This is a genomic window from Nonomuraea diastatica (genome assembly GCF_004349015.1).
In the GTDB taxonomy this organism is placed as follows: Bacteria; Actinomycetota; Actinomycetes; order Streptosporangiales; family Streptosporangiaceae; genus Nonomuraea; species Nonomuraea diastatica.
This window is the reverse complement of record NZ_SMKP01000210.1, coordinates 1-17,586: the sequence shown is the minus strand read 5'-3', so window position 1 is coordinate 17,586 and position 17,586 is coordinate 1. Positions and strand designations below refer to the sequence as shown.

19 protein-coding genes and 2 pseudogenes are annotated in these 17,586 nt (G+C 67.4%); 3 read left to right on the top strand and 18 right to left on the bottom strand.

The window, feature by feature from the left end; genetic code table 11:
* Positions 1-196: 196 nt before the first annotated feature.
* From E1294_RS44480 to E1294_RS44455, 6 genes and pseudogenes are all read right to left on the bottom strand, one after another.
* A complete protein-coding gene (locus tag E1294_RS44480) occupies positions 197-496 on the bottom strand; it encodes a hypothetical protein (RefSeq protein WP_181958654.1) in 300 nt (99 codons plus the stop codon).
* Between the two features lie 227 nt (positions 497-723).
* Complete coding sequence (gene fxlM / locus E1294_RS44475; protein ID WP_246083719.1) at positions 724-1,734, bottom strand: methyltransferase, FxLD system; 1,011 nt, start codon at positions 1,732-1,734, stop codon at positions 724-726.
* Between the two features lie 125 nt (positions 1,735-1,859).
* A pseudogene (locus E1294_RS56660) lies at positions 1,860-2,525 on the bottom strand (thiopeptide-type bacteriocin biosynthesis protein); the annotation flags it as partial.
* A gap of 79 nt (positions 2,526-2,604) precedes the next feature.
* Positions 2,605-3,636, bottom strand: a complete 1,032-nt coding sequence (locus tag E1294_RS44465; RefSeq protein ID WP_220448295.1) for a lanthionine synthetase C family protein — start codon at positions 3,634-3,636, stop codon at positions 2,605-2,607.
* A complete protein-coding gene (locus E1294_RS44460; RefSeq protein WP_246083718.1) occupies positions 3,633-4,667 on the bottom strand; it encodes a lantibiotic dehydratase in 1,035 nt (344 codons plus the stop codon). The genes E1294_RS44465 and E1294_RS44460 overlap by 4 nt, the downstream gene beginning before the upstream one ends.
* Before the next feature lie 33 nt (positions 4,668-4,700).
* Positions 4,701-5,213 (bottom strand): phosphotransferase, encoded by a 513-nt coding sequence (locus E1294_RS44455; RefSeq protein WP_246083717.1) that lies wholly within the window; start codon positions 5,211-5,213, stop codon positions 4,701-4,703.
* A gap of 829 nt (positions 5,214-6,042) precedes the next feature.
* Between E1294_RS44455 and E1294_RS53605 the strand changes: the two genes are divergently transcribed.
* Positions 6,043-6,219 carry a hypothetical protein gene (locus E1294_RS53605; RefSeq protein WP_165977828.1) on the top strand — a complete coding sequence of 59 codons (177 nt, stop codon included), beginning with the start codon at positions 6,043-6,045 and terminating at the stop codon, positions 6,217-6,219.
* Between the two features lie 100 nt (positions 6,220-6,319).
* On the opposite strand, the gene E1294_RS44450 is transcribed toward E1294_RS53605, so the two are convergent.
* On the bottom strand, positions 6,320-6,670 hold the full coding sequence (locus tag E1294_RS44450; protein WP_181958653.1) for a hypothetical protein: 351 nt from the start codon (positions 6,668-6,670) through the stop codon (positions 6,320-6,322).
* A 248-nt stretch (positions 6,671-6,918) separates the two neighbouring features.
* Here E1294_RS44450 and E1294_RS44445 point away from each other — a divergent pair.
* Positions 6,919-7,177, top strand: a pseudogene (locus E1294_RS44445) (transposase); the annotation flags it as partial.
* An 85-nt stretch (positions 7,178-7,262) separates the two neighbouring features.
* Here the strand turns inward: E1294_RS44445 and E1294_RS44440 are convergent.
* The 10 genes from E1294_RS44440 to E1294_RS44395 form a co-directional block, all read right to left on the bottom strand.
* A complete protein-coding gene (locus E1294_RS44440) occupies positions 7,263-8,186 on the bottom strand; it encodes a phage minor capsid protein (RefSeq protein WP_132517566.1) in 924 nt (307 codons plus the stop codon).
* A complete protein-coding gene (locus tag E1294_RS44435) occupies positions 8,113-8,628 on the bottom strand; it encodes a hypothetical protein (RefSeq protein WP_132517564.1) in 516 nt (171 codons plus the stop codon). Before E1294_RS44435 ends, E1294_RS44440 begins: the two co-directional genes overlap by 74 nt.
* Positions 8,625-10,196 carry a phage portal protein gene (locus E1294_RS44430; RefSeq protein ID WP_132517562.1) on the bottom strand — a complete coding sequence of 524 codons (1,572 nt, stop codon included), beginning with the start codon at positions 10,194-10,196 and terminating at the stop codon, positions 8,625-8,627. The genes E1294_RS44435 and E1294_RS44430 overlap by 4 nt, the downstream gene beginning before the upstream one ends.
* Before the next feature lie 38 nt (positions 10,197-10,234).
* Positions 10,235-10,486 carry a hypothetical protein gene (locus tag E1294_RS44425; protein ID WP_132517560.1) on the bottom strand — a complete coding sequence of 84 codons (252 nt, stop codon included), beginning with the start codon at positions 10,484-10,486 and terminating at the stop codon, positions 10,235-10,237.
* Between the two features lie 9 nt (positions 10,487-10,495).
* On the bottom strand, positions 10,496-10,777 hold the full coding sequence (locus tag E1294_RS44420; RefSeq protein ID WP_132517558.1) for a hypothetical protein: 282 nt from the start codon (positions 10,775-10,777) through the stop codon (positions 10,496-10,498).
* 20 nt (positions 10,778-10,797) lie between these two features.
* Positions 10,798-12,783 (bottom strand): hypothetical protein, encoded by a 1,986-nt coding sequence (locus E1294_RS44415; RefSeq protein ID WP_132517556.1) that lies wholly within the window; start codon positions 12,781-12,783, stop codon positions 10,798-10,800.
* Between the two features lie 38 nt (positions 12,784-12,821).
* The gene (locus tag E1294_RS44410) at positions 12,822-13,373 is read right to left on the bottom strand and encodes a hypothetical protein (RefSeq protein ID WP_132517554.1); all 552 of its coding nucleotides are present in this window, start codon (positions 13,371-13,373) and stop codon (positions 12,822-12,824) included.
* A 211-nt stretch (positions 13,374-13,584) separates the two neighbouring features.
* Positions 13,585-14,871 (bottom strand): PBSX family phage terminase large subunit, encoded by a 1,287-nt coding sequence (locus tag E1294_RS44405; protein ID WP_132517552.1) that lies wholly within the window; start codon positions 14,869-14,871, stop codon positions 13,585-13,587.
* A complete protein-coding gene (locus tag E1294_RS44400; RefSeq protein ID WP_132517550.1) occupies positions 14,868-15,365 on the bottom strand; it encodes a hypothetical protein in 498 nt (165 codons plus the stop codon). Before E1294_RS44400 ends, E1294_RS44405 begins: the two co-directional genes overlap by 4 nt.
* Positions 15,366-15,390: 25 nt before the next feature.
* Complete coding sequence (locus E1294_RS44395) at positions 15,391-16,146, bottom strand: ParB/RepB/Spo0J family partition protein (protein ID WP_132517548.1); 756 nt, start codon at positions 16,144-16,146, stop codon at positions 15,391-15,393.
* 269 nt (positions 16,147-16,415) lie between these two features.
* Between E1294_RS44395 and E1294_RS44390 the strand changes: the two genes are divergently transcribed.
* Complete coding sequence (locus E1294_RS44390) at positions 16,416-16,967, top strand: hypothetical protein (protein WP_132517546.1); 552 nt, start codon at positions 16,416-16,418, stop codon at positions 16,965-16,967.
* A gap of 146 nt (positions 16,968-17,113) precedes the next feature.
* On the opposite strand, the gene E1294_RS44385 is transcribed toward E1294_RS44390, so the two are convergent.
* A complete protein-coding gene (locus E1294_RS44385) occupies positions 17,114-17,329 on the bottom strand; it encodes a hypothetical protein (RefSeq protein ID WP_132517544.1) in 216 nt (71 codons plus the stop codon).
* Between the last annotated feature and the right edge of the window lie 257 nt (positions 17,330-17,586).

The window sequence follows — 17,586 nt, the reverse complement described above, 5'->3', positions numbered from 1 at the left end:
TGCCACCACGTCTTCCTCAAACGATCAGGGGTTCGATACGGTTGAGGCCAGCCGGAGGGCGGCACAGGGACCGACGAATCTGGTCGGCGTACTCGTAGTGACAGGACGTAACCCCTCGACCGCCCCCAGCACCAGACTTGGTTACGTGCTCATGGCTCCAAGAACGCGTCGGGCTCACGACCGGCCTCGCCGCTGATCATTTCGTGACGTCGCAGCGGATACCAACCCCGGTGACTTGGTTGAGGCTGCCGGCTTCGGCGAAGACCTTGTGCTGCCGCCAGCACAGTTCGGCGGCCAGGTCGGGCATCCCGCTGTCGGAGGCGATGAGCGCGGCGAAATTGAGGACTCCGCTGGCGCGGGCCACCCGCTGGGAGTGGTCCGCGCTGGGCACCTCGACGGTCAGCGCGGTGAGCTCTGCAATGCGCCTGTCCAGTGGAAGCCCAGGAGCCTTGGGCCGGCAGACGAGAGGGATACGACGGGCGATCGCAGAATTCATCACGCTGCTCCCTTCTACGGCCAGTCGACGACCAGTCGGCTATTGGACTTTTCGATGATGAAGCGCGGGTCGGCGGCCTTGAGCAGGTCGCGGTGGGCGGCCGTGGCCATCCGGAAACCGGGGGCGGGGGCGTCGTTGCCGTAGTCGCGGGCCCACTCCTGGATCGCGGCGACGACCTGATCGGCGAGGGAGGCGGCGCGCGGGCCGTGGCCGATGACGCCGATCTCCTAGAATCGGCCTGCGGCGTCGTCGCCCTCGCGGACGGTCAGGTAGGCCAGGCTGTCGCCGTCGAGTGCCGCCATGGAGCCCCACCCGAAGTGCGGGGTGAACCTGGGCCGCTGGCCAGGCAGCCGGGACAGGCCGTTGGGCAGGACGCACGCCAGCCACAGGTAGACCCACCAGGCCGAGCCCTGTCGGAACTTCACGCCGGTGTAGAGCTTGTGGGAGGGCTCGTCCAGGACGGTCCGGATTGCCTCCCGGTCAACGAGCTGCTCGCTGTAGGTCTCTAGCCGGACGTTGCCCTCCCCGGCCATGGAGATCGTGGTGCGGACGTCGTCGCAGACGCCCTTGCGCATCGGGACGAACGTGGCCATCTCGCAGGAGACGGTCTTCCAGGTGTCGCCGTCGCGCTCGAAAGCGAAAGAGCGGGAGATGCTGCCGCGAATCCGCATCGGTATGACCACGCGGCCGTCTGGGGCCAGTTGGTCCAGGACGGTGAGGGGGATGTCGCCGGCGCCCACGGTGAACTGGATCCGGTCGAACGGGGCGTGCTCGGGGAGCCCGGCCGCGCCATCGGCCAGCAGCACGGTAAGGTTCGATACGCTGGCGGCCTCCAGGTGCTTGCTGGCGGTGTTGACGAGGTCGGTGTCGACGTCCACGGTCCAGACGTGGCCGCCGGGGGCGACGAGCCGCGCGAGGAGGGCGGCGTTGTAGCCGGTGGCTGCTCCGGCTTCCAGGATTTTGTGGCCGGGCTGTGCGCCCAGTTGTTCGAGTTGGGTGGCGACGACAGACGGCGCGGAGATGCAGGAGATCATCTCGCCGTCCTCGGCGTGCTTGATCGATACGGCGTCGTTGACGTAGGCGGCCTGGACGTCGGCGTCGGGGATGAACCGGTGGCGCTCGACTTCCCGGAAGGCGTCAATGATCGCGGGGGTGCGCAGATGCCGGGATTCGGTGAACTTGTCCACCATGGCGTTGCGCAGGTCGGCGGGGTCGCTGGTAGTGATGGTGCTCTCCATTTTCTTGACGGTAGGGGTTGCTGGTACGGACTGGCCGGTAGACAAGCGACGTGCCAGCCCAGCCACGCCGCGGCGGCCTGCTCCGCCACGGGTACGGCGGCGCGGTTGAAAGCGAAGATCACATGGTGGGCGAGGACGGCGCGCAGACCTCGCCGCAGTAGCCCGCTGGCCGCGAACCTGGCCAGGCAGCGGCCGGCTTCCTCGAAAGCCGCGACGCGGTCGAACCAGCCGGGTTCCGTGGCGTCCCGCTGGCTGGCGTCGGCGTTCATGAGGCACCGCATGGCAGCGATGGCCTCCGCCCGCGGGGCCATCTCGGGCGGGCTGATCGCCGGACGGAGGTTGCCGACCTTCGCCCACACGTCGCCGATCTCGAACGGGTCTAACCCGGCCGCGCGGTTCATGGCGGCGATCAGCAGGATGCACCGCTCTCGGGCGTGCGGGCTGCCGGTTTCGGCCAAGGCCGCGGGGCTGTCGGCGCACCACACCTCATGGGCGAGGTCCATGCCCAGCCGACCGCCGAAGGCTTCGGTCTCGGGCTCGTAGATGCCGTCAACCCAGCCGGCCGCGAGCTCGTCGGCGACGAGCTGGTCAAGCAGATCGGCGGCGGGCCGCACGGTGCGCAGCCGGAGCTTGCCCTCCTTGCGCAGGAAGTGGAAACGCCGACCGGACAGCGCGGCCGCGAGCGCGGCCGCGGCTTTCGGGGTCACGCCGGCATCGCCAGGGAAGCGGACGGTGGCTTGCCACCATTCCCGCTCGTCGGGAAGCGGCAGGTTCTCGTCGTCGGAGTTCATGGTTCTCGTGTTCGCTCCTGCTCGGTTGAAGGGACGGGTACGGCGGGTCAGTCGATCAACAAGGCGCGCGTCCAGCCGGTCATGTTGGTGCCCTCCAGCGCCAGAACGGCCCCGGCCCGCCCTTCCAGAAACCCGGGCTTGAGCAGCTCGGCGATCCCGCAGACCAGCCGCTGGCGGGTCTGCCACATGGGGTCGGCGAACCGGTCGGGGGTGGGCTGTCGGCTGCGATGGCGGCCGTGACGGTCAGCAGCCCGGCCCAGCCGTGGCAGAGGGAGGCACCGGTGACCCGCTCCAGGCGGGCCGTGTCGGTGAGGGCGGCGATGGCGAGCTCCTCGGCCTTCTGTCGGCGGGCGTCGTCGCCCAGCGCGAGCGCGGCCAACTGGAGGGTGCGGGCGATTCCGAGGTCCCCGTAGCACCAGGAGGGGCGCAGCGGCGGCGCCTGCTGCGGCTTGTCGGCGAGTAGGTGGCCCAGGGTGATCCAGTAGAAGCCGCCGAACTCCTCCAGCCACGTCGCGAACGTCTCGATCGCCTCGATCTGGCCGTCCACCAGGATGTCGCGGCGGGCGGCGAGGGAGAGCAGCGCCAGCGGGCCCGCGATGCCGTGCGCCACACCGTTGTTCGCGTGCCCACCGGCGATCTCCTGATGCCCGGGGCTGTCCGGCGACCACCACCCGGGCAAGACCCGGGCATCAACTTCAGCCGGTACCGCCAGCGTCACCAGGTGGGCCAGCACCTGCCGCAGCAGCGGCGACGGCCGGCCGGCGCGGGCAAGCAACACCGCTCCCAGCCCGGTGAGTCCCCGAATGAGCTCGAACTCCCCCAGCGCCGGAAGCCGCCCCGACTCCCGCCACTGGCGGGCCGCGGCGAGCCAAGCGGCCACGACCCGGTCGACGGCCGCCTGAACAGAACGGTCTGCGCGCCCGGAGCGGCCAAGCACGAACTCCAGCGCCGGGGCGCCATGGAAGAGGCAAGCGTTGGCGCCGGTGCTGACGCCGCCAGCGACTGCCTCGGCCAGTAGGGGCCGCGCTGCGTCGAGGCTGCCGCGCTCGATGTGCAGCAGCGCCCTCCCGAGCACGCCCTCGGCGAGCGCCTGCGTCTTGGGCAGGCTCATCGGCCCGCCCTCACCGCGACGACGATGCTGTGGGCCCGCCCGCCGATCCACCCATCCGCGTCCGGCGGCGGCGCGTCGTAGAGCACCGCGAAGGGGGAGCCGCCCAGGTGCGTGCGGAGCAAGTCCAAGTCCATGTCCCGGGTGAGGTCCAGCAGCAGGCGCTGAGCGTCCATGGCCAGGAGCACACGATCAGGCACACCCGCCCGGGCACGCCAGACGTGCAGGCGCTCGGCCCACTCGTCCAGGCGCGCCGTACGGCCGGGTAGTGTGCGGGCGCGAAGCTGCCAGCGCGCGGCGACCAGGATGCTGCGCCGGTAGTGCAGCGCCGGGGTGAACGGCAGCGTCCACGCGGCGCCCCAGTCGAACCATGTGACCTGCGGAGTAGCGGCGCGGCTGATCTCGGCCAGGAACCGGACCAGCGGCGGGGTGAAGTTGTTCCACATGAAGTTGATCGCTGTCGGCGCGAGCAGTTCGAGGCGCTGCCCGGTGGCGGCCACTGCGAGGTAAAGGTGACTGCCGCGCAGACCTACGACCAGATCAGCCGGGAAGAGCACCTTGTCGTCGCTGCCCCGGAACTCGCCGACGCTGACCAGCTTCGGCAGGACCTGCGGGGTGCGGGTGAGCAGGTCGGCCTCGACGCGGGAGGGGTGGAAAGACAACTGCGCCAGTTCCGCCACGGGATCGACAGTGGGAAGGGCCACCTGGCCGGCAGGGGCTTGGGGGAACAGGTGCCGGAAGCGTCCCGTCATTGTGCCGGCCGCCCTGGATACGGTGTGAACGCGGACGCGGAAGTCGCCCCGGTCGAGCGCCGGGAGCGAAAGGGCTTGGACCTGTGCGCACATCTCGAAGTGCGGCGCCAGGGTGGTGGGCGGTGGGCCGGCGGCGGCCTCCAACTCCTCGAGGAGCGTCTCGGACAGGATTACCTTCTGGCCGCGTTCGATGGCGGCGGTCCCGGCGAGTTCCAGCAGCAGCCGGCCGCGCCGCGACATCGGCCGCGGCGGCTCGGACACCGAGCCGAACCCGTCAGGCACACCGTTCGAGCCGCTTGACGAGCAGGTACCTCCTCACCAGCACCCCGAGCTCTGGTCCTTCGGACAGATGGGCGTGGCCCAGTCCGTACCCGTCTGGGCGGTCAACAGCTGGGCGCCGCGATCCGTAGTGATCGGCGCCTCGGCGGGCGCCTCCACATGGAGCGCCTGGAGGAAAGCCGCCAGCGTGTCGGCCGCGTGGGCGCCGCGGCTGATCGTGCCGTGGTCCAGCGGTTCGCCGGGAACCCACGTCATCACGGTCCAGTGCTTGGGGAAGCGCTCGGACGGTTCGCCGAACCGCACCGGGGTCGGCACCGGGAGCGGCAGGCGCGGGGCCAGCACGGGTAGCCACCGCCGCTCCTTGAGCTGAGGCTCGGGGGTGGAGTCCATGCGCTGCATGCGCACGGCCAACTCGTCCCCGAGGCGCCACATTTGGTTGCCCCAGCCGCCCGCCACCTCGCGTATGGCCAGCCCTGCAAGGTCTGGATGTTGCTCCTGCAGCAGGTCGCGGACCAGGTCTGCGGTGATCACGATCTCGGTGTCGGTCATGCGAAGTCACAGTACTGAGGCGGCAGGCGGAGCGGCCCTCGCTCTAGGGAAACGCTGAAGTCGCCCGAAGGGCGCGAGCTCATCCGGCGCAGCGCCGGGGCCTGGGGACAGGCTCACCTGGCCGCCGGTGGCGAACCGGAGCACGTCGCGGCCGCAGTCAAGGCCACCACCATGTTCTACGCACCTGACCCGACCTGACATCCCCGCTGCGGTCAGCTGACCGGCACCCTTGGCTCTGGCACCCCGATGGGAATCGTCAATCGCGCGGTCCGACTATAGATCACAAAACATGACTGTAGTGTGAGCGTCGAAATCCTCATGAGTGTCGAGATCGTGCCTGTTCTCGTCCTCGGACGAGTCCCCAGGCCCCGCTGAAGCCCCAGAACAGTCATGCCACGAAATGGCACTCAGGCTCTTACCGATACCTCGTCGTGGCCTCGGTGCAGGGGCGGCCGCGACGGCGTCGTGCAGCGGCAGGAAATCACCGCGGTAAACGCAATAAACGTCCTTGACTTCTGGAGAACGGCTATGAGACGCCAGCCTGCTTGACTCGGGACCGGTGGGCGATTGTCTACGACAACGCAATGATGGTTCTTGGCAACAATACAGCTTGTACTCCTCGACGCCAGAATCTGGAATAACCGCAAAGGACTCCCAACGCCATATTCGGATGGATTGGATGCTGGTACAATTCAAACAGGCGCCATTCCAGCATCGGAATGCACAGTCCCGTCACATACGAGATCCCCTACCGGCTCTGGGACACCACCGAGTGACTTCACCTCAGGTGTCCGTCCAACGGGGGAACATCAGGTGTAGGAGGTGCAACGTGAACAGGCTGGTGAGTCTGGCCGCGTCGGTGGACGATCGGCCCACACTCCAACAGGTGGACGCGATGCTCGCCGAACTGCGGCCGATGCCTCGCGACCGCGCCGTCAGCGAACTGATCGACAAGTTGCTGGATTACCGCTCCTTGCTGCTCCTTGGCTCTTCGCCGGTGCTCTGACCACTGGAGGGGCCCATCCCCGTGGGCTGTCTCCACGGGGATGGGATGGCCGGGCGCGTGTTCTCCGATACAGATCGGATCGACTGATGTGACCAGGTCATTACTTCGTGCTCGGCGTGTACGCCGCCGCGTTGCTGACCGCTCCCGAAACGGGCCTGCTGCCCGCCTTGCTGCTGTCTGCTCTGCTGCCCCATATGGCGGCACCGAACGGCTGCCCCTGAGGCCTCGTCGCAATGCCCTCAACATCGATGAGTTCCAGCAGTCGCCTCTCAACGTAGCGATCACTGTGATGGGACTTGTCCACGATCCGCTCAACCAGATCATTGATGTTGCGGGCGAAGTCGAGATCCCATGGGCTCACCTGGGCGAACTGTTCGAGGATCTGCTGCCTGACCTGTTGCCAGTTCTGCCGCAACTGCTGCTCGATCTGCTGGGCCTGCTGCTGTTCCATGAGCGTCCTTTCTGGTTGGAACGTCATGTACATACCCTAAGTAGCCGACTCACTACTCTTGCTTCCTTAGGATCCTTTAAATTATTGTCCGGTCTCGATAGCCCCTGCCCCGCCGCCATCCCGCACCATGCGGAACGAGACGAGGTCGTCGCAGGTAAAGACACGACAAGCCTCACCACACACGATGTCCATCGACGATCAAAGCCCGCATGATGACGTCCGCGGCTCTCGGCACAAGACCTCCAACCATCACCGACAAGGTGCTGGAGGGCATGGCCGAATGGCAGAACCGGCCCCTGGATGCGGTCTACCCGGTGATCTTCGTCGATGCCATCCACGTGAAGCTGCACGAGGGTCAGGTCGCCAACCGGCCCATCTACGTGGCGATGGCCGTCACCGTCGATGGCGAGCGCGACATCCTCGGGCTGTGGGCCTGCGACGGTGGCGAGGGCGCGAAGTTCTGGCTGCATGTGCTGACCGAGATCAAGAACCGCGGTGTCACTGATGCGCTGATGGTGGTCGCGTCGAACTCGCGCGCACCGCGGCGCTCCTGGCCGCCGCCGACGCGCACGCGCTGCTGCCCGCAAGAGCGTCACCTGCGGTTCTCCCTGGTCCGTCGCGCCGCCTTCTTGTCGCTGTCGCGGCCGAGAAGCTGGGCGCGGAACTGGTTGAAGGTCATTCGCGGGTGGTCATCCCACCAGCGTTTCAGCTCGTCAGAGGCATATTTGTGGGCGATGTCCTGGCGGCCGGACAGCAGCGATCGGCCGTCAATGCCCCGCCGGCGGCCCTCCTCGTTCACCATGACGCCGCGGGTGTACCGCTCCGCCCCGATGAAGGTCATCTCCAGCCACTCATCGAACACGCGACGGATCGGGAGACCGGACTCCTTGGCGTGCTCACGGATTCGGTCGTTCAGCGTCTGGACGCGCTGCTCGGCCCGGTCACGATCCTTCTTCTCCAGCGCGACCGATGCCTCGCGCTTCGCAGCCCGCAGGTCCCGCTCCATCCGCCGCATCTTCTGCGAGTCGCCGTAGTCGGCCGGGTGCTTACGCACCACCGGTCTCTTCGTGGCGCCAGGCAGGTAGGCGAGCAGGTTGTGCCCACAACCGGGATGCAGCAGGCCCGCTGTGCGGGCCTGCTCTACGGTTCCCTCAACGAGCACATCAACCTGCTCGTCGGAGACGTAGGAGAGTTCCTGCCGCCACCCGATCCGCCCCGACTGGGTGAGGATCTTGCCTTCCCAGAAGTCGCATTTCGGGCAGGTGAACGGGAGCCGGCTCACGATGACGAGATCAACCCCGTTCTCCTTCAGCGTGGCCAGGTGCCCATCCACGGCGGCACGCGACATCGCGGTACGCACGGCCATCTCCGTGTACGACCCCATCGACCACGAACGGCCCTTCGAGTCCGTGAACCCCGTGATGCCCTTGCGCGCGAACATGTCAAGCGCCCGTTGCGTGGCCTGCTCCCTGGTCTCCGCGCCCGTCAGCGCCCGCCCAGCAACTTGGGCGACCACCTGGGAAAAACACGTCCTCCGTAGTACGCAAGGCTCCCGTGTGGACGCTCTGCACGCGTGCCACGGTCTGGCGTGCCAGCTCGATCACGCCCTGGCCCTGGCCGATCCGCTTCGCGTTCCCCAGATGCGTCAGGTCCGTCATCGCGCGCTGCACGCCGCGGCGCCACGCCGCGTCGACGCCGGTCGTAACGAGCTTGTCCGACAGCCGCTCCAAGCGGCGCACCACCCGGTCCGCCTGACGACGCAGCTCCCGCAGCTCGGCGAAGCGAACGCCCTCCCACTCGGGCTCTCCCAGCCGCGCGACCAGTGCCTCCGAGACAACGCGCAGCAGCTCCCGCTCCGCGTCGTAGTAGATGGCCGCTACTGCGCGGGCGTGGTCGAGAGCGGCCTCGATCTGCTCAAGGTCTTGCTGTCCCAGGGCCTCGGCCGCCGCGGTGGTCATCTCAGTCCTCGCCGCCGGCATCCGGGATCAGGACGTCGTCCAGCCGGTCCGGGTCGGGAACGGTCAGCCCGAGCTCGTCGCGCAACCTTTTGACCTCTGCCGTGACCTGGTGGTCGTCCCACTCGGCGTGGACGAGGCGCACCTTGGACTCCAGGCTGATCGCCTGGGCCGGTTGAACAGCTCGACCGTACGACCCAACGCCTCCGGATCCGGCAGGACACCGTCTGGCCAGTGCACTTCGGCCCGCTCGGGCGTGACCTTCGTACTCCACACGCCGAGGTCCACCGACAGCAGGCCTCCGAGAGCCACTGCAAAGGCGGCGTCCAGTAACCCGTCTTCCTGCCCCTGGTCGAGAAGGACTTGCGGTCGCGGCTGTGGATCTCCGTCGCGGTCAACTGTCGGCCGGAGCCGTCTGCCTCGCCGAACGATGACGCGCTGTAGCCCGCGCCCCTCAAGATCTGAGCGATCAGTGCTTTGGCGGACTCAACATGCTCGGTCACTCTGATCGCGAACTGGCTGATCGTCAGCATCGCGTTCGGCGCGGCGCCGGGCGGCGGGAGCATCGCCAGGCCGGAGTAGATCTCCTTGTCCGGGTCCCAGCTCGCGCCCTTGCCGCGGCCGTGGTTTTCCAGGAACAGATCCGGGACCACGATCCTGCCCTTGCCGAGGCGGATGTCACGCATCAGCGAGGTCCACACCTCGTCGAGGCTGTCCATCAGGTGCTCGACGCCCTGGTAATCGGAGCGTCCGAGCGCCGTTCCCCTGATCAGTCGGTGGGGCCTCATGTTGGGCACGTAGCTGGTGAGCAGGCCGCGGGGAAAGTAGGTGTCGAACCCTCCGGTCTCGTCCACCTTGTCGGCGTAGATCTCGGTCTCGGGATGCTCCGTCAGCGGGATCGGCTTGCCGAGTTTGTCGCTGGTGCCCTCGTAGAGGCCGTGATAGACGCGGCCCTTCTCATGTCGTTCCAGATGCCGGATCACGCACTTGTCGTCCTCGGCGAGGACCTTCCAGAACGTGACTGCCGCCAGAGCTCCATATCGGAACTCGGGGACGGCGGAGTCGGGCGGGAACACCGACAGAACCGGGTGGTCGTACATCCCAGTGTCCCAGCCGACCCGGAGGAACACGCCACCGTACGCTGAGCTGACCTCCGCGGCCTCCAGGAGCGCCCCGTAGATGCCCGCCTCGTGCATGAGCGCGTCGAGCCGCTTCTGCCCGTTCTTCCCCCTCACCCTCAAGGTCGGAGGTTCGCTGAACAACAGGTCGGCCGAGGTGCTGCTGATGTCGCCCGCGACCGGCACGTGCAGCTTCGTGTTCCGGACCTGCCCGGCCGGCGTCGGCGAACCCCAAAACCAGCGCGACACGCGGTTGATGAACCCGGTCGCCCCTGGTTGTGGGCGGTCCCAGCCCTTCGGATCCAAGCCGATTCCGTGGACCTGGTTCGCGCCGTACACGCGTGCCAGATCGTCTGGGTCTCCGGCGTACCACGCCTCCCACTGCTGGTAGAGCCGCAGTTCACGCTTGATGTGCGGCGGCGGCCACTCCTGGTCCTGCACCGGCAGCGGCATCTCACGCCCTCACTCTTCTGTTGTTGATCACCGGACGGTCAGACAGGCCAGTGCCAGGTGCCTGGGGGATCGCCCGGCGGGACGTTGTACTCGTGGAACCCGCCTCGCGCGCCGGGAGTGAACACCCACAGGTGCACGTGGAAGGGGCTGTCGAGCGGCGGGACCGCGCCCACCCGCACCCCCTCGGGGTCGAGGGTGTCCACGTCAGCGGTCACGATCGCCGCCCGCACCGCGTGCAGCCCCTGCTTGCCGCGATAGCGAACGATCCGGCCCGTGGTCGGACGCTCCATGAAAGCTCCTTAAGTGATGAAGACCAGCCCAGACGGCAGCACCGGCCGCTCAGGCGGCGCATCGACGCGCACCCACATCTGGTAGGCGCCGTCAGTCAGGACCACGCCGCCGTCTGGGCCGACGAGAATGCGCGCGTCAGCGCCCGCCGCCTTCGCGCCAGACCACTCGGCCGGATGCCAGTCTCCTTCCGACGGCTCGACGCCAGGCTCGGTGAAGGCGATCTCGACCTGTTCGGTCCCGACCGCGCCCTCGATCCAGGCGTACAAAAGCTCCCTGGACAGGGAGGACATCGGTTCCACTGAGCACCTCCCTACGTATGGGGCGAATTAGCCCGCCAAGCCCGGCGCGGCCTCCCAACCGCCCAGCGGCGGCGCGGTGAATGAGCAGACCAGCCGCGACGCACCAGCCCAGCGCCGCCGATGGCCCGGATCTCGCCAACCTCGGCCTGTTCAGCGAGCACCGCGGCGTCAGCGGCATACTTCGGCGCCTCGAACGACGCACTGTCTGCCAGGGAGGCGCCGTCGAAGCCAGCGATGACTGCGTGGACGGCGGCGTGCTCGACGAACGCCGCGGCGTCGGCAACGTCCAGACCGGTCGAGGCGACCGACTCGACGAACTGCCCTGAATCGCTGGCCTCCTTGGCGACCACCGCTGAAGCCGCTTCGTTCAGCGCGCCGATGTCGGCCGCCGCCGCCTGCGCAACCACTGCGGTGGCCTCGGCCAGCGTCCCGGAGTCGCTGGAGACAGGACCGATCGACTTCGCGACGTCCACCAGCTCGGCCAGCGCGCCAGCGTCAACGCTCGTGGCCTGCACGTTCACCTGGGCCCTGTCGGTGAGGTGGGCCTGATCAGCGCCAATCCACCGGAGCTCCAGCATCGACGCTTCAGCCAGCGTCGCTTGGTCGGCGCCGCCCGGGCCGACATCGAGGGCCGGGGCCTCGATCAGAACGGCCATGTCCGACGCTGCGACGTCGGACATGGCCGCTGCTGTCTCGGTCAGGGTTCCGGCATCGTTGGCCGCCACGCGCTGACCGTCCGGCACGACGGTGGTAGTGGACGACTCAACCACGCTGGCCGCATCGGCCGCCGCCTTGGGCGCCTGTGGAGGACCGGTGACGGCCGGGGCGATGGCCAGGGTGTATCCGGCCCGCCACTCGACCTCGTTGACAGAAGCGACGAAGTCCGCGGGGCCGGTCGGCGCGTCGAACTGCAGCGTGCGGGCCGCAGCCGCCAGGACGGTGTAGATCCGCGACTGGATGTGGGCCAGCGCGGTCAGCTCGTCCGGCGCGGCGACGGTCATGGCGGTGCCGAGTGAGTACACCGCGACCAGGCGGAGCTCCACGTCGCCGTCCGACATCGGGGTGATGCCCGGCGTCGTGATGTTCAGGCCGGTACCGTCCGTCGAACGCGCGATCTTCGGAACCGCCGACTGCGACGCGTCCTTGACCGCGACGATGAGGCAGACACCGTCCGAGCCGCCGGTCTGCGCGAACGTGTAGAGGCCAGGCTCAGACGATCCAGCGCGTTTCCACCACACCCGGATCGCCTGGATGATGTCGTTTTCGCCGATCCCGTCCAGGGCGTCCAGGAGTTGCCAAGCGGTGCCGCCGGTCGGCGTCGTCATGGCCGCCGTGGACCCGCGGTCCGCCGCCTGGATGGCGATCAGCACGTCGTTGAGAGCGACACCGGCAGGCGCGCTGACGGAGTAGGTCGCGTTACCGGATGCCGTCGTGGAGGTCGTCCGGATCGACGGCGGTATGGTCCCGCCTTCCGGCTGGCTCGCCCAGCGCGTCTCGACCAAGCCTCCGCTGTCGGCGCTGGCTTTGGCGACTTCCGGCGCCTGGGCGATGCTGGCCGTCTCCGCCAGCGTGCCGCTGTCGGTGGCGTCCTTGAGATCTCCGAGAGTGGTGAACCCGATCTGGTCAACCCAGGCCGCGTCCTCCCCTTCAAGGAACGACTCGTCCTTGGTGTAGGAGAACGTCACCGTTGACTTGCCGAGCACGTCGAAGGTAACCGGTGTCCAGTCGATCTCGCCGGAGTCGGTGAGCACTTCCACGCCGTCGATCACGACGTGGAACTGGTCGAACCCCGCCTCGGACGACACCCGGTAGGAGAAGGACACGGACTCGGCGTTGGCCGGGACGACGACCACAGCTTCCGTTGCCCCGCTATTGCCGATGAGGGCGCTTTTCAGCGACCACGTGCCGGAAGCGGCGTAGTCGGAAGCCCGTGCCCAGGTCCCCGTGATGGCGAGGTTGAGGGTTGTGTCCTCGAAGTCCTCCAGGATGGTCGCCACGCCGCGCCCCCTCCCTCGTCAGGCAGTCGCGTTGTGGCTCAGGCCAGGGACAACTGGACCGTGAACACCCAGGAGGCGGCGCTGGTCTTCTCGCCCAGGCTCTCGACTTTGCGGTTCAGCATCCGCCCGCCACTCGCGGCGTTGAAGATCCCCCACTCGTTCCACACGAAGTTGGCCTCCGCAGTGGAGAACGTCACCCGGAACGTCACCACGACAGCGGTGGCGTCAACACCGTCCGTGTGCTGCGGATAGGTCGCATCCATCCCTTTGCGGACCGTGTTCGTGCCCTGCAGGTCGGTCTGCAGCGGGTCCACCGCGGCGACGCCGTCGCCGACACCGATCCGCGCGTTGGCCGCGTCGAACGCCGTGACGGTGGAGCCGCCGATCAGGCGGTGCCATAGCGCGGCCACCCCGCCGTACATGAGCAGGTTGCCCTCACGCTCGATCACCTCGAACGGCGTTGCGGCCGGGCTGGTGTCGTCGCCGTGGAACTTCTCCAGGTTCCAGTGGCAGCGCCACCGGCCGGTGTCATGGCGGCCCACGCCGGCCGCCAGGTGGCTTCCCTCGGTCAGTCGCGCGTTGTCCCGCATCGTGTGCCCTCCCGGACATGCAGAAGAGCCACCCGGTCGGATGGCCCTGACGTTGGTGATTGAGGGTGCGATCCCCGGCCCCGCGCTGCCCCTCAACAGCAGGGACCGGGGTCGCACCTGGTGCTCGACGCGCGTACAGGGAAGCCGCGCGGAGCGACGCACCTCCGGGCGGCCAGGCCGCCACAACCGGCCGCGTGTCCGGGGTGCGCGTCTAGAGAACGGGGACGGGTTCGAGCAGCCTCAACCAGGCCGCTTGCGTGGTGTGCAGGGAATACCGCAGGGCGTCCACGCTGTGGTCGTCCACCTTTACCGGAACGTCATCGCCGCGCTCGGCCTTGCGCTCGTCCCACGCGTAGCCGGCCATCTCGTCGAGCAGGCCGCGGCAGCTCGCGTGCACGCGCAGGTGATCGGCGGAGATGAGGTTCGACACAGTGCGGATGCCGTCCAAGACCGCGTTGTCGGCCTGCATGGGCCGGTAGTGGTCCCGGTAGAGCTGCTGGATGAACGAGGCCGCGCTCGGGTCAACCACGAGCCACTCAGGCCTGACGCCGCGCGTCCCCGGCCCGTAGGTATCCGGGATGCGGTCCAGCCAGTCGGTCAATCGCGTGCTGTACTCCGAGTCCGTCAACTGCCGCCGCTCTGCGCGGGAGTCGTAGCGCATCTCGGATGCGACGTAGATGCGGCGCTGCCCTTCGCGATCGGGCACGCTGACGCCCAGCAGCACCGCGGCGAACGGATTCGTCGTGCCATAGTCCACGCCGACCGACAGCCACTTCTCCATCAGCGGAAGCGAGGTCACGACGTGCTTGTCCTCGTCGAACTGGTCGTAGATCGCGCCCTCAGCCATGACCCACAAGCCCTGAATGAAGCGCTTGTACCAGAGCCCGGAGTACTCGCTCTTGAGGGCCTTGACGTAGGCCGGGTCAAGGCTGTGGTTGTCGTCCAAGGTGAAATGCCACGACCTAAGATCGAGCTCGTGGGCACGGTCGAGGAAGTCCTTCTTCAGCCAGTGCGACGGCGCGTCCGGGTTCGTGCTCCCGAACAACTTGGCGCCCGTTACCGACAAGCGGCTGAGCAGCATGTCCCAGAACGCCCGGTCGATCAGCGTAATCTCGTCCACGTACGCGCCGACCGCCGTCATGCCCCGCAGACGGTTCTCTGCTCGGGCGTCATTGGAGGTGACGATCTCGACGGTGCGGCCCAAGATTTTCGCGGTGGGCGCACCTCTGGTGTAGGTGATCCTCTTGGCGATCGGGCCGGTGATCGCGGGGTCCATGAGCGGCTCGAAGACGTTTCTGCCGACGGTGTCGCTCGTCTTGCCGACCACGACCAGAGAGCCGCCCCTTGGCGCGTTCGCCACGAAGATCACCCAGCGGATCAGGGACGCGATGGTCTTTCCGCTTCGGATCGCGCCCTGCCAGATGTTCAGGCGTGCCGTTGACTCAGCGATGCTCTTCTCTTGCGTTGGCGACAGCTTGACCGCCAGGCGTAGGCTCACGCTTCGCCCCCGGCGTCGTCGTACTCGATCGCGCCCTGGATGACCTCGGCTTCGAGGATCACGTCGGTGTCCGGGTCGGGCACGTTGTGGCGCTGCTGGAGCTGGAGCAGCATGTTGCCGAGCAGGCTGGCCATGTCGTTGTCGGCCGCGCCGTTCCTGTTGATGAGATCCAAGCCCAGGAGACTGGCTCGCTTGTTCACGATCTTCAGGACGGCCTCGACGGCGTTGACCTCGCCCTTGAGCACTCGTGGCCAGACGGACGCCATCATGCGGTCCAGCCGGTTGATCTCCAGGTTCAGCAGTTCCTCGGCCGCCATCGCCTCCTGCTTGGCCGCCTTCTTCAGCGCGGTCGTGATGTCCTTGGAGACGAGCTGCGGCGAGGAGTAGCCGAGCCGCTGCGCGATCACCGCGTTGCTGACCCCGGCGATACGCATCTGCAACGCCTGGTAGCGCCGCTCGTGCCGCGCAAGCTTGACCTGGGCGTCTTCGGCCATGAGGGGTCAGATCCTTTCGCTTGCGCTACCGCTGGCGGTCCGCGTGACTTCGGAGAGCCGCCATCACCACGTCCGCGAGCGACGCGTCACCGTCTCGGCTGCGGATTTCCGCGACCAGGCCGGTCACCTCGTCGTGCTGAGCGGCGGTCAGGGGCACGATCAGCTCGACCATCGCGCCCGCCTTCGGGCGCGGCGGCGGCGCGGCCGAGCTGGCAGGCCCGTGATGCGCGTCTCGGTCGTGCTCGCCCGTGGGTTCGTCGTCCTCGATGTCGGACGAGTCGTCTTCGTCGTCGGGGTCGTCTCCGAGACCCTCGGGTGCGGCAGGCGCCGGTGTCGGCGCTGACCTGCTGGTGGCGAGTTCGTCGTGCACGATCTCGATGTCCCCGAGGTCGTCGAGCAGGTCGGAGAGGTCTTCGTCCCGCCAACCGGTGCCGTCCAGATCCGGAAGCGACTGCAGCAGCTCGGCAAGCTTGGCGTCGTCGTACTGGCCGTACTCGGCGAGCCGGTTGTCCGCGAGCATGATCCGCTGAGCGGTCTCGTCGTCCACGTCGATGATGACCGTGGGCACGTGCTTCAATCCGGCCTTGGCCGCTCCGCGCCAGCGGTGCTCACCTGCGACGATCCGCATCCGGGACTTCTGGGCGACGACGGACCCGTAGAAGCCGTGCTTCTTGATCGACGCGACGATCACATCCACGTCGCCCTGGTGTGGGTTGTCCGGGTGCGGCTCCAGGTCGCCGACCATGATCATCCGGTACTCCTGCGGTGCAATCTTCGCCATCAGCCCTCCTATGACGCCCCGAGAGGGCGGCACGTAGTCGACAACTCTGATCTGCGGCCTGCATGTCTCCGCAGGCCAGATCACATGCGGTGGCCATCACTGGCATGGCATACCAAGGAGCCCTGATGTGGACAACCGGGCCCTCTGGCAGCAATTCATAACCTCTCGGTGCCACAGCAAGGCGCATTCGAGGACGGATGTCACATCTGGCGCCTGCACACACTCTTATAGACGCAACACACCCAAGCGAGGAGAAAGGCGATCACAAGATGCCCAATAACGAGTTCGGCGTAGCAACTCTCCGAGGACGATTCAAGACAGCACTCGCGATGGCGAGCGCGGTCACTGCCACACTGGCGACGGTCATGTCTGCCGGTGCCATGCCTGCTGGAGCGACGACTTCCATAACCAGCGAGGTGCGCGCTTCAGACGTCGTCTACTGGGGCTTCGTTAGTGCCAACACCCATCAATGCCTGTCCACCTACGCCTCCGGCACCATCCGCTCGCTGCCCTGTTCCGGGTCCGCCCAAGCGCAGCAATGGCACTGGATTGACAGTCGGTGGAACGGCGACCAACGGCTACTCAAGAACAGATGGACTGGGAAGTGCCTGATCGCGACCAACCCGGTCACATCGGGAACTTGCGAAGACTGGACCAGCAGGCACTGGCGCAAGGAGTTCGTAATCTTCAATGGTTACTGGATCCGCAATAACAACGAAGGCTTCGGATGTCTGGCTGACGAACCGGGGGACCTCGGCGTCGGACTTGGTCCGGCCTGGAACCCCAATATCTGGTATATCGCCGAACGGGATCGGGCGTAAAACGCTGTCACGATCCTGGCGGTTTACAACGAAGACGAAGCCGCTCAGGAGGGCATGTCGATCGGCATCAAGCCGGTCACCGTGTCGGGCTCGGTGGCGGTGCCGATTCCTGCTAACTGGGTCGGCATGATGACTCTATCGGGCACCTATGCCATGAGCACAACCTCGGTGTATCGGCGCGCGAAGATCGACTTCGGGACGGGCCAGAACTCGCCCGCCCCGTCGTGCAGGACATAGTCGCCGAGGCCGGCGCGCTGCATACCCTCGGGCGTCTGAATGTCCACGTACTCACCGGCGCGGCCACGGATCGCGGTCTGCCCGACGATGCCGCGCAGATTCGAGTACCTGTTGATCCAGGACACGACGTCTTCGACCTGCCGCCGACGACCTCTACGGCCTCGACCAGCTCGGGCGCGTGCTGGTACTCCTTGATCTCCATGCCGATACTCCGTTCTCGCGGCCTTTTGGCCAAATAGGCGGTTCTCTACCTAGTACGGCAGCCGCATTTCGCTAGCTGAGCAGGGCATATGCGGTGGCCAGGCGGGCGCGTTGGTGGAACCAGCGGGCGCGGGCCTGGTGTCGTCGTCGCCAGGCTGACCAATGGGCGGCGTGCAGGAGT

Bases quoted from the DNA above. Each gene is read 5' to 3' on its own strand.
- E1294_RS44400 (WP_132517550.1), bottom strand. From the start codon at position 15,365: ATGGCCGAAGACGCCCAGGTCAAGCTTGCGCGGCACGAGCGGCGCTAC.
- E1294_RS44395 (WP_132517548.1), bottom strand. From the start codon at position 16,146: ATGGCGAAGATTGCACCGCAGGAGTACCGGATGATCATGGTCGGCGAC.
- E1294_RS44430 (WP_132517562.1), bottom strand. From the start codon at position 10,196: ATGCCGCTGCCGGTGCAGGACCAGGAGTGGCCGCCGCCGCACATCAAG.
- E1294_RS44420 (WP_132517558.1), bottom strand. From the start codon at position 10,777: ATGTCCTCCCTGTCCAGGGAGCTTTTGTACGCCTGGATCGAGGGCGCG.
- E1294_RS44390 (WP_132517546.1), top strand. From the start codon at position 16,416: ATGCCCAATAACGAGTTCGGCGTAGCAACTCTCCGAGGACGATTCAAG.
- E1294_RS44450 (WP_181958653.1), bottom strand. From the start codon at position 6,670: ATGGAACAGCAGCAGGCCCAGCAGATCGAGCAGCAGTTGCGGCAGAAC.
- E1294_RS44435 (WP_132517564.1), bottom strand. From the start codon at position 8,628: ATGACCACCGCGGCGGCCGAGGCCCTGGGACAGCAAGACCTTGAGCAG.
- E1294_RS44480 (WP_181958654.1), bottom strand. From the start codon at position 496: ATGAATTCTGCGATCGCCCGTCGTATCCCTCTCGTCTGCCGGCCCAAG.
- E1294_RS44455 (WP_246083717.1), bottom strand. From the start codon at position 5,213: ATGACCGACACCGAGATCGTGATCACCGCAGACCTGGTCCGCGACCTG.
- E1294_RS44425 (WP_132517560.1), bottom strand. From the start codon at position 10,486: ATGGAGCGTCCGACCACGGGCCGGATCGTTCGCTATCGCGGCAAGCAG.
- E1294_RS44465 (WP_220448295.1), bottom strand. From the start codon at position 3,636: ATGAGCCTGCCCAAGACGCAGGCGCTCGCCGAGGGCGTGCTCGGGAGG.
- E1294_RS44410 (WP_132517554.1), bottom strand. From the start codon at position 13,373: ATGCGGGACAACGCGCGACTGACCGAGGGAAGCCACCTGGCGGCCGGC.
- fxlM (WP_246083719.1), bottom strand. From the start codon at position 1,734: ATGGAGAGCACCATCACTACCAGCGACCCCGCCGACCTGCGCAACGCC.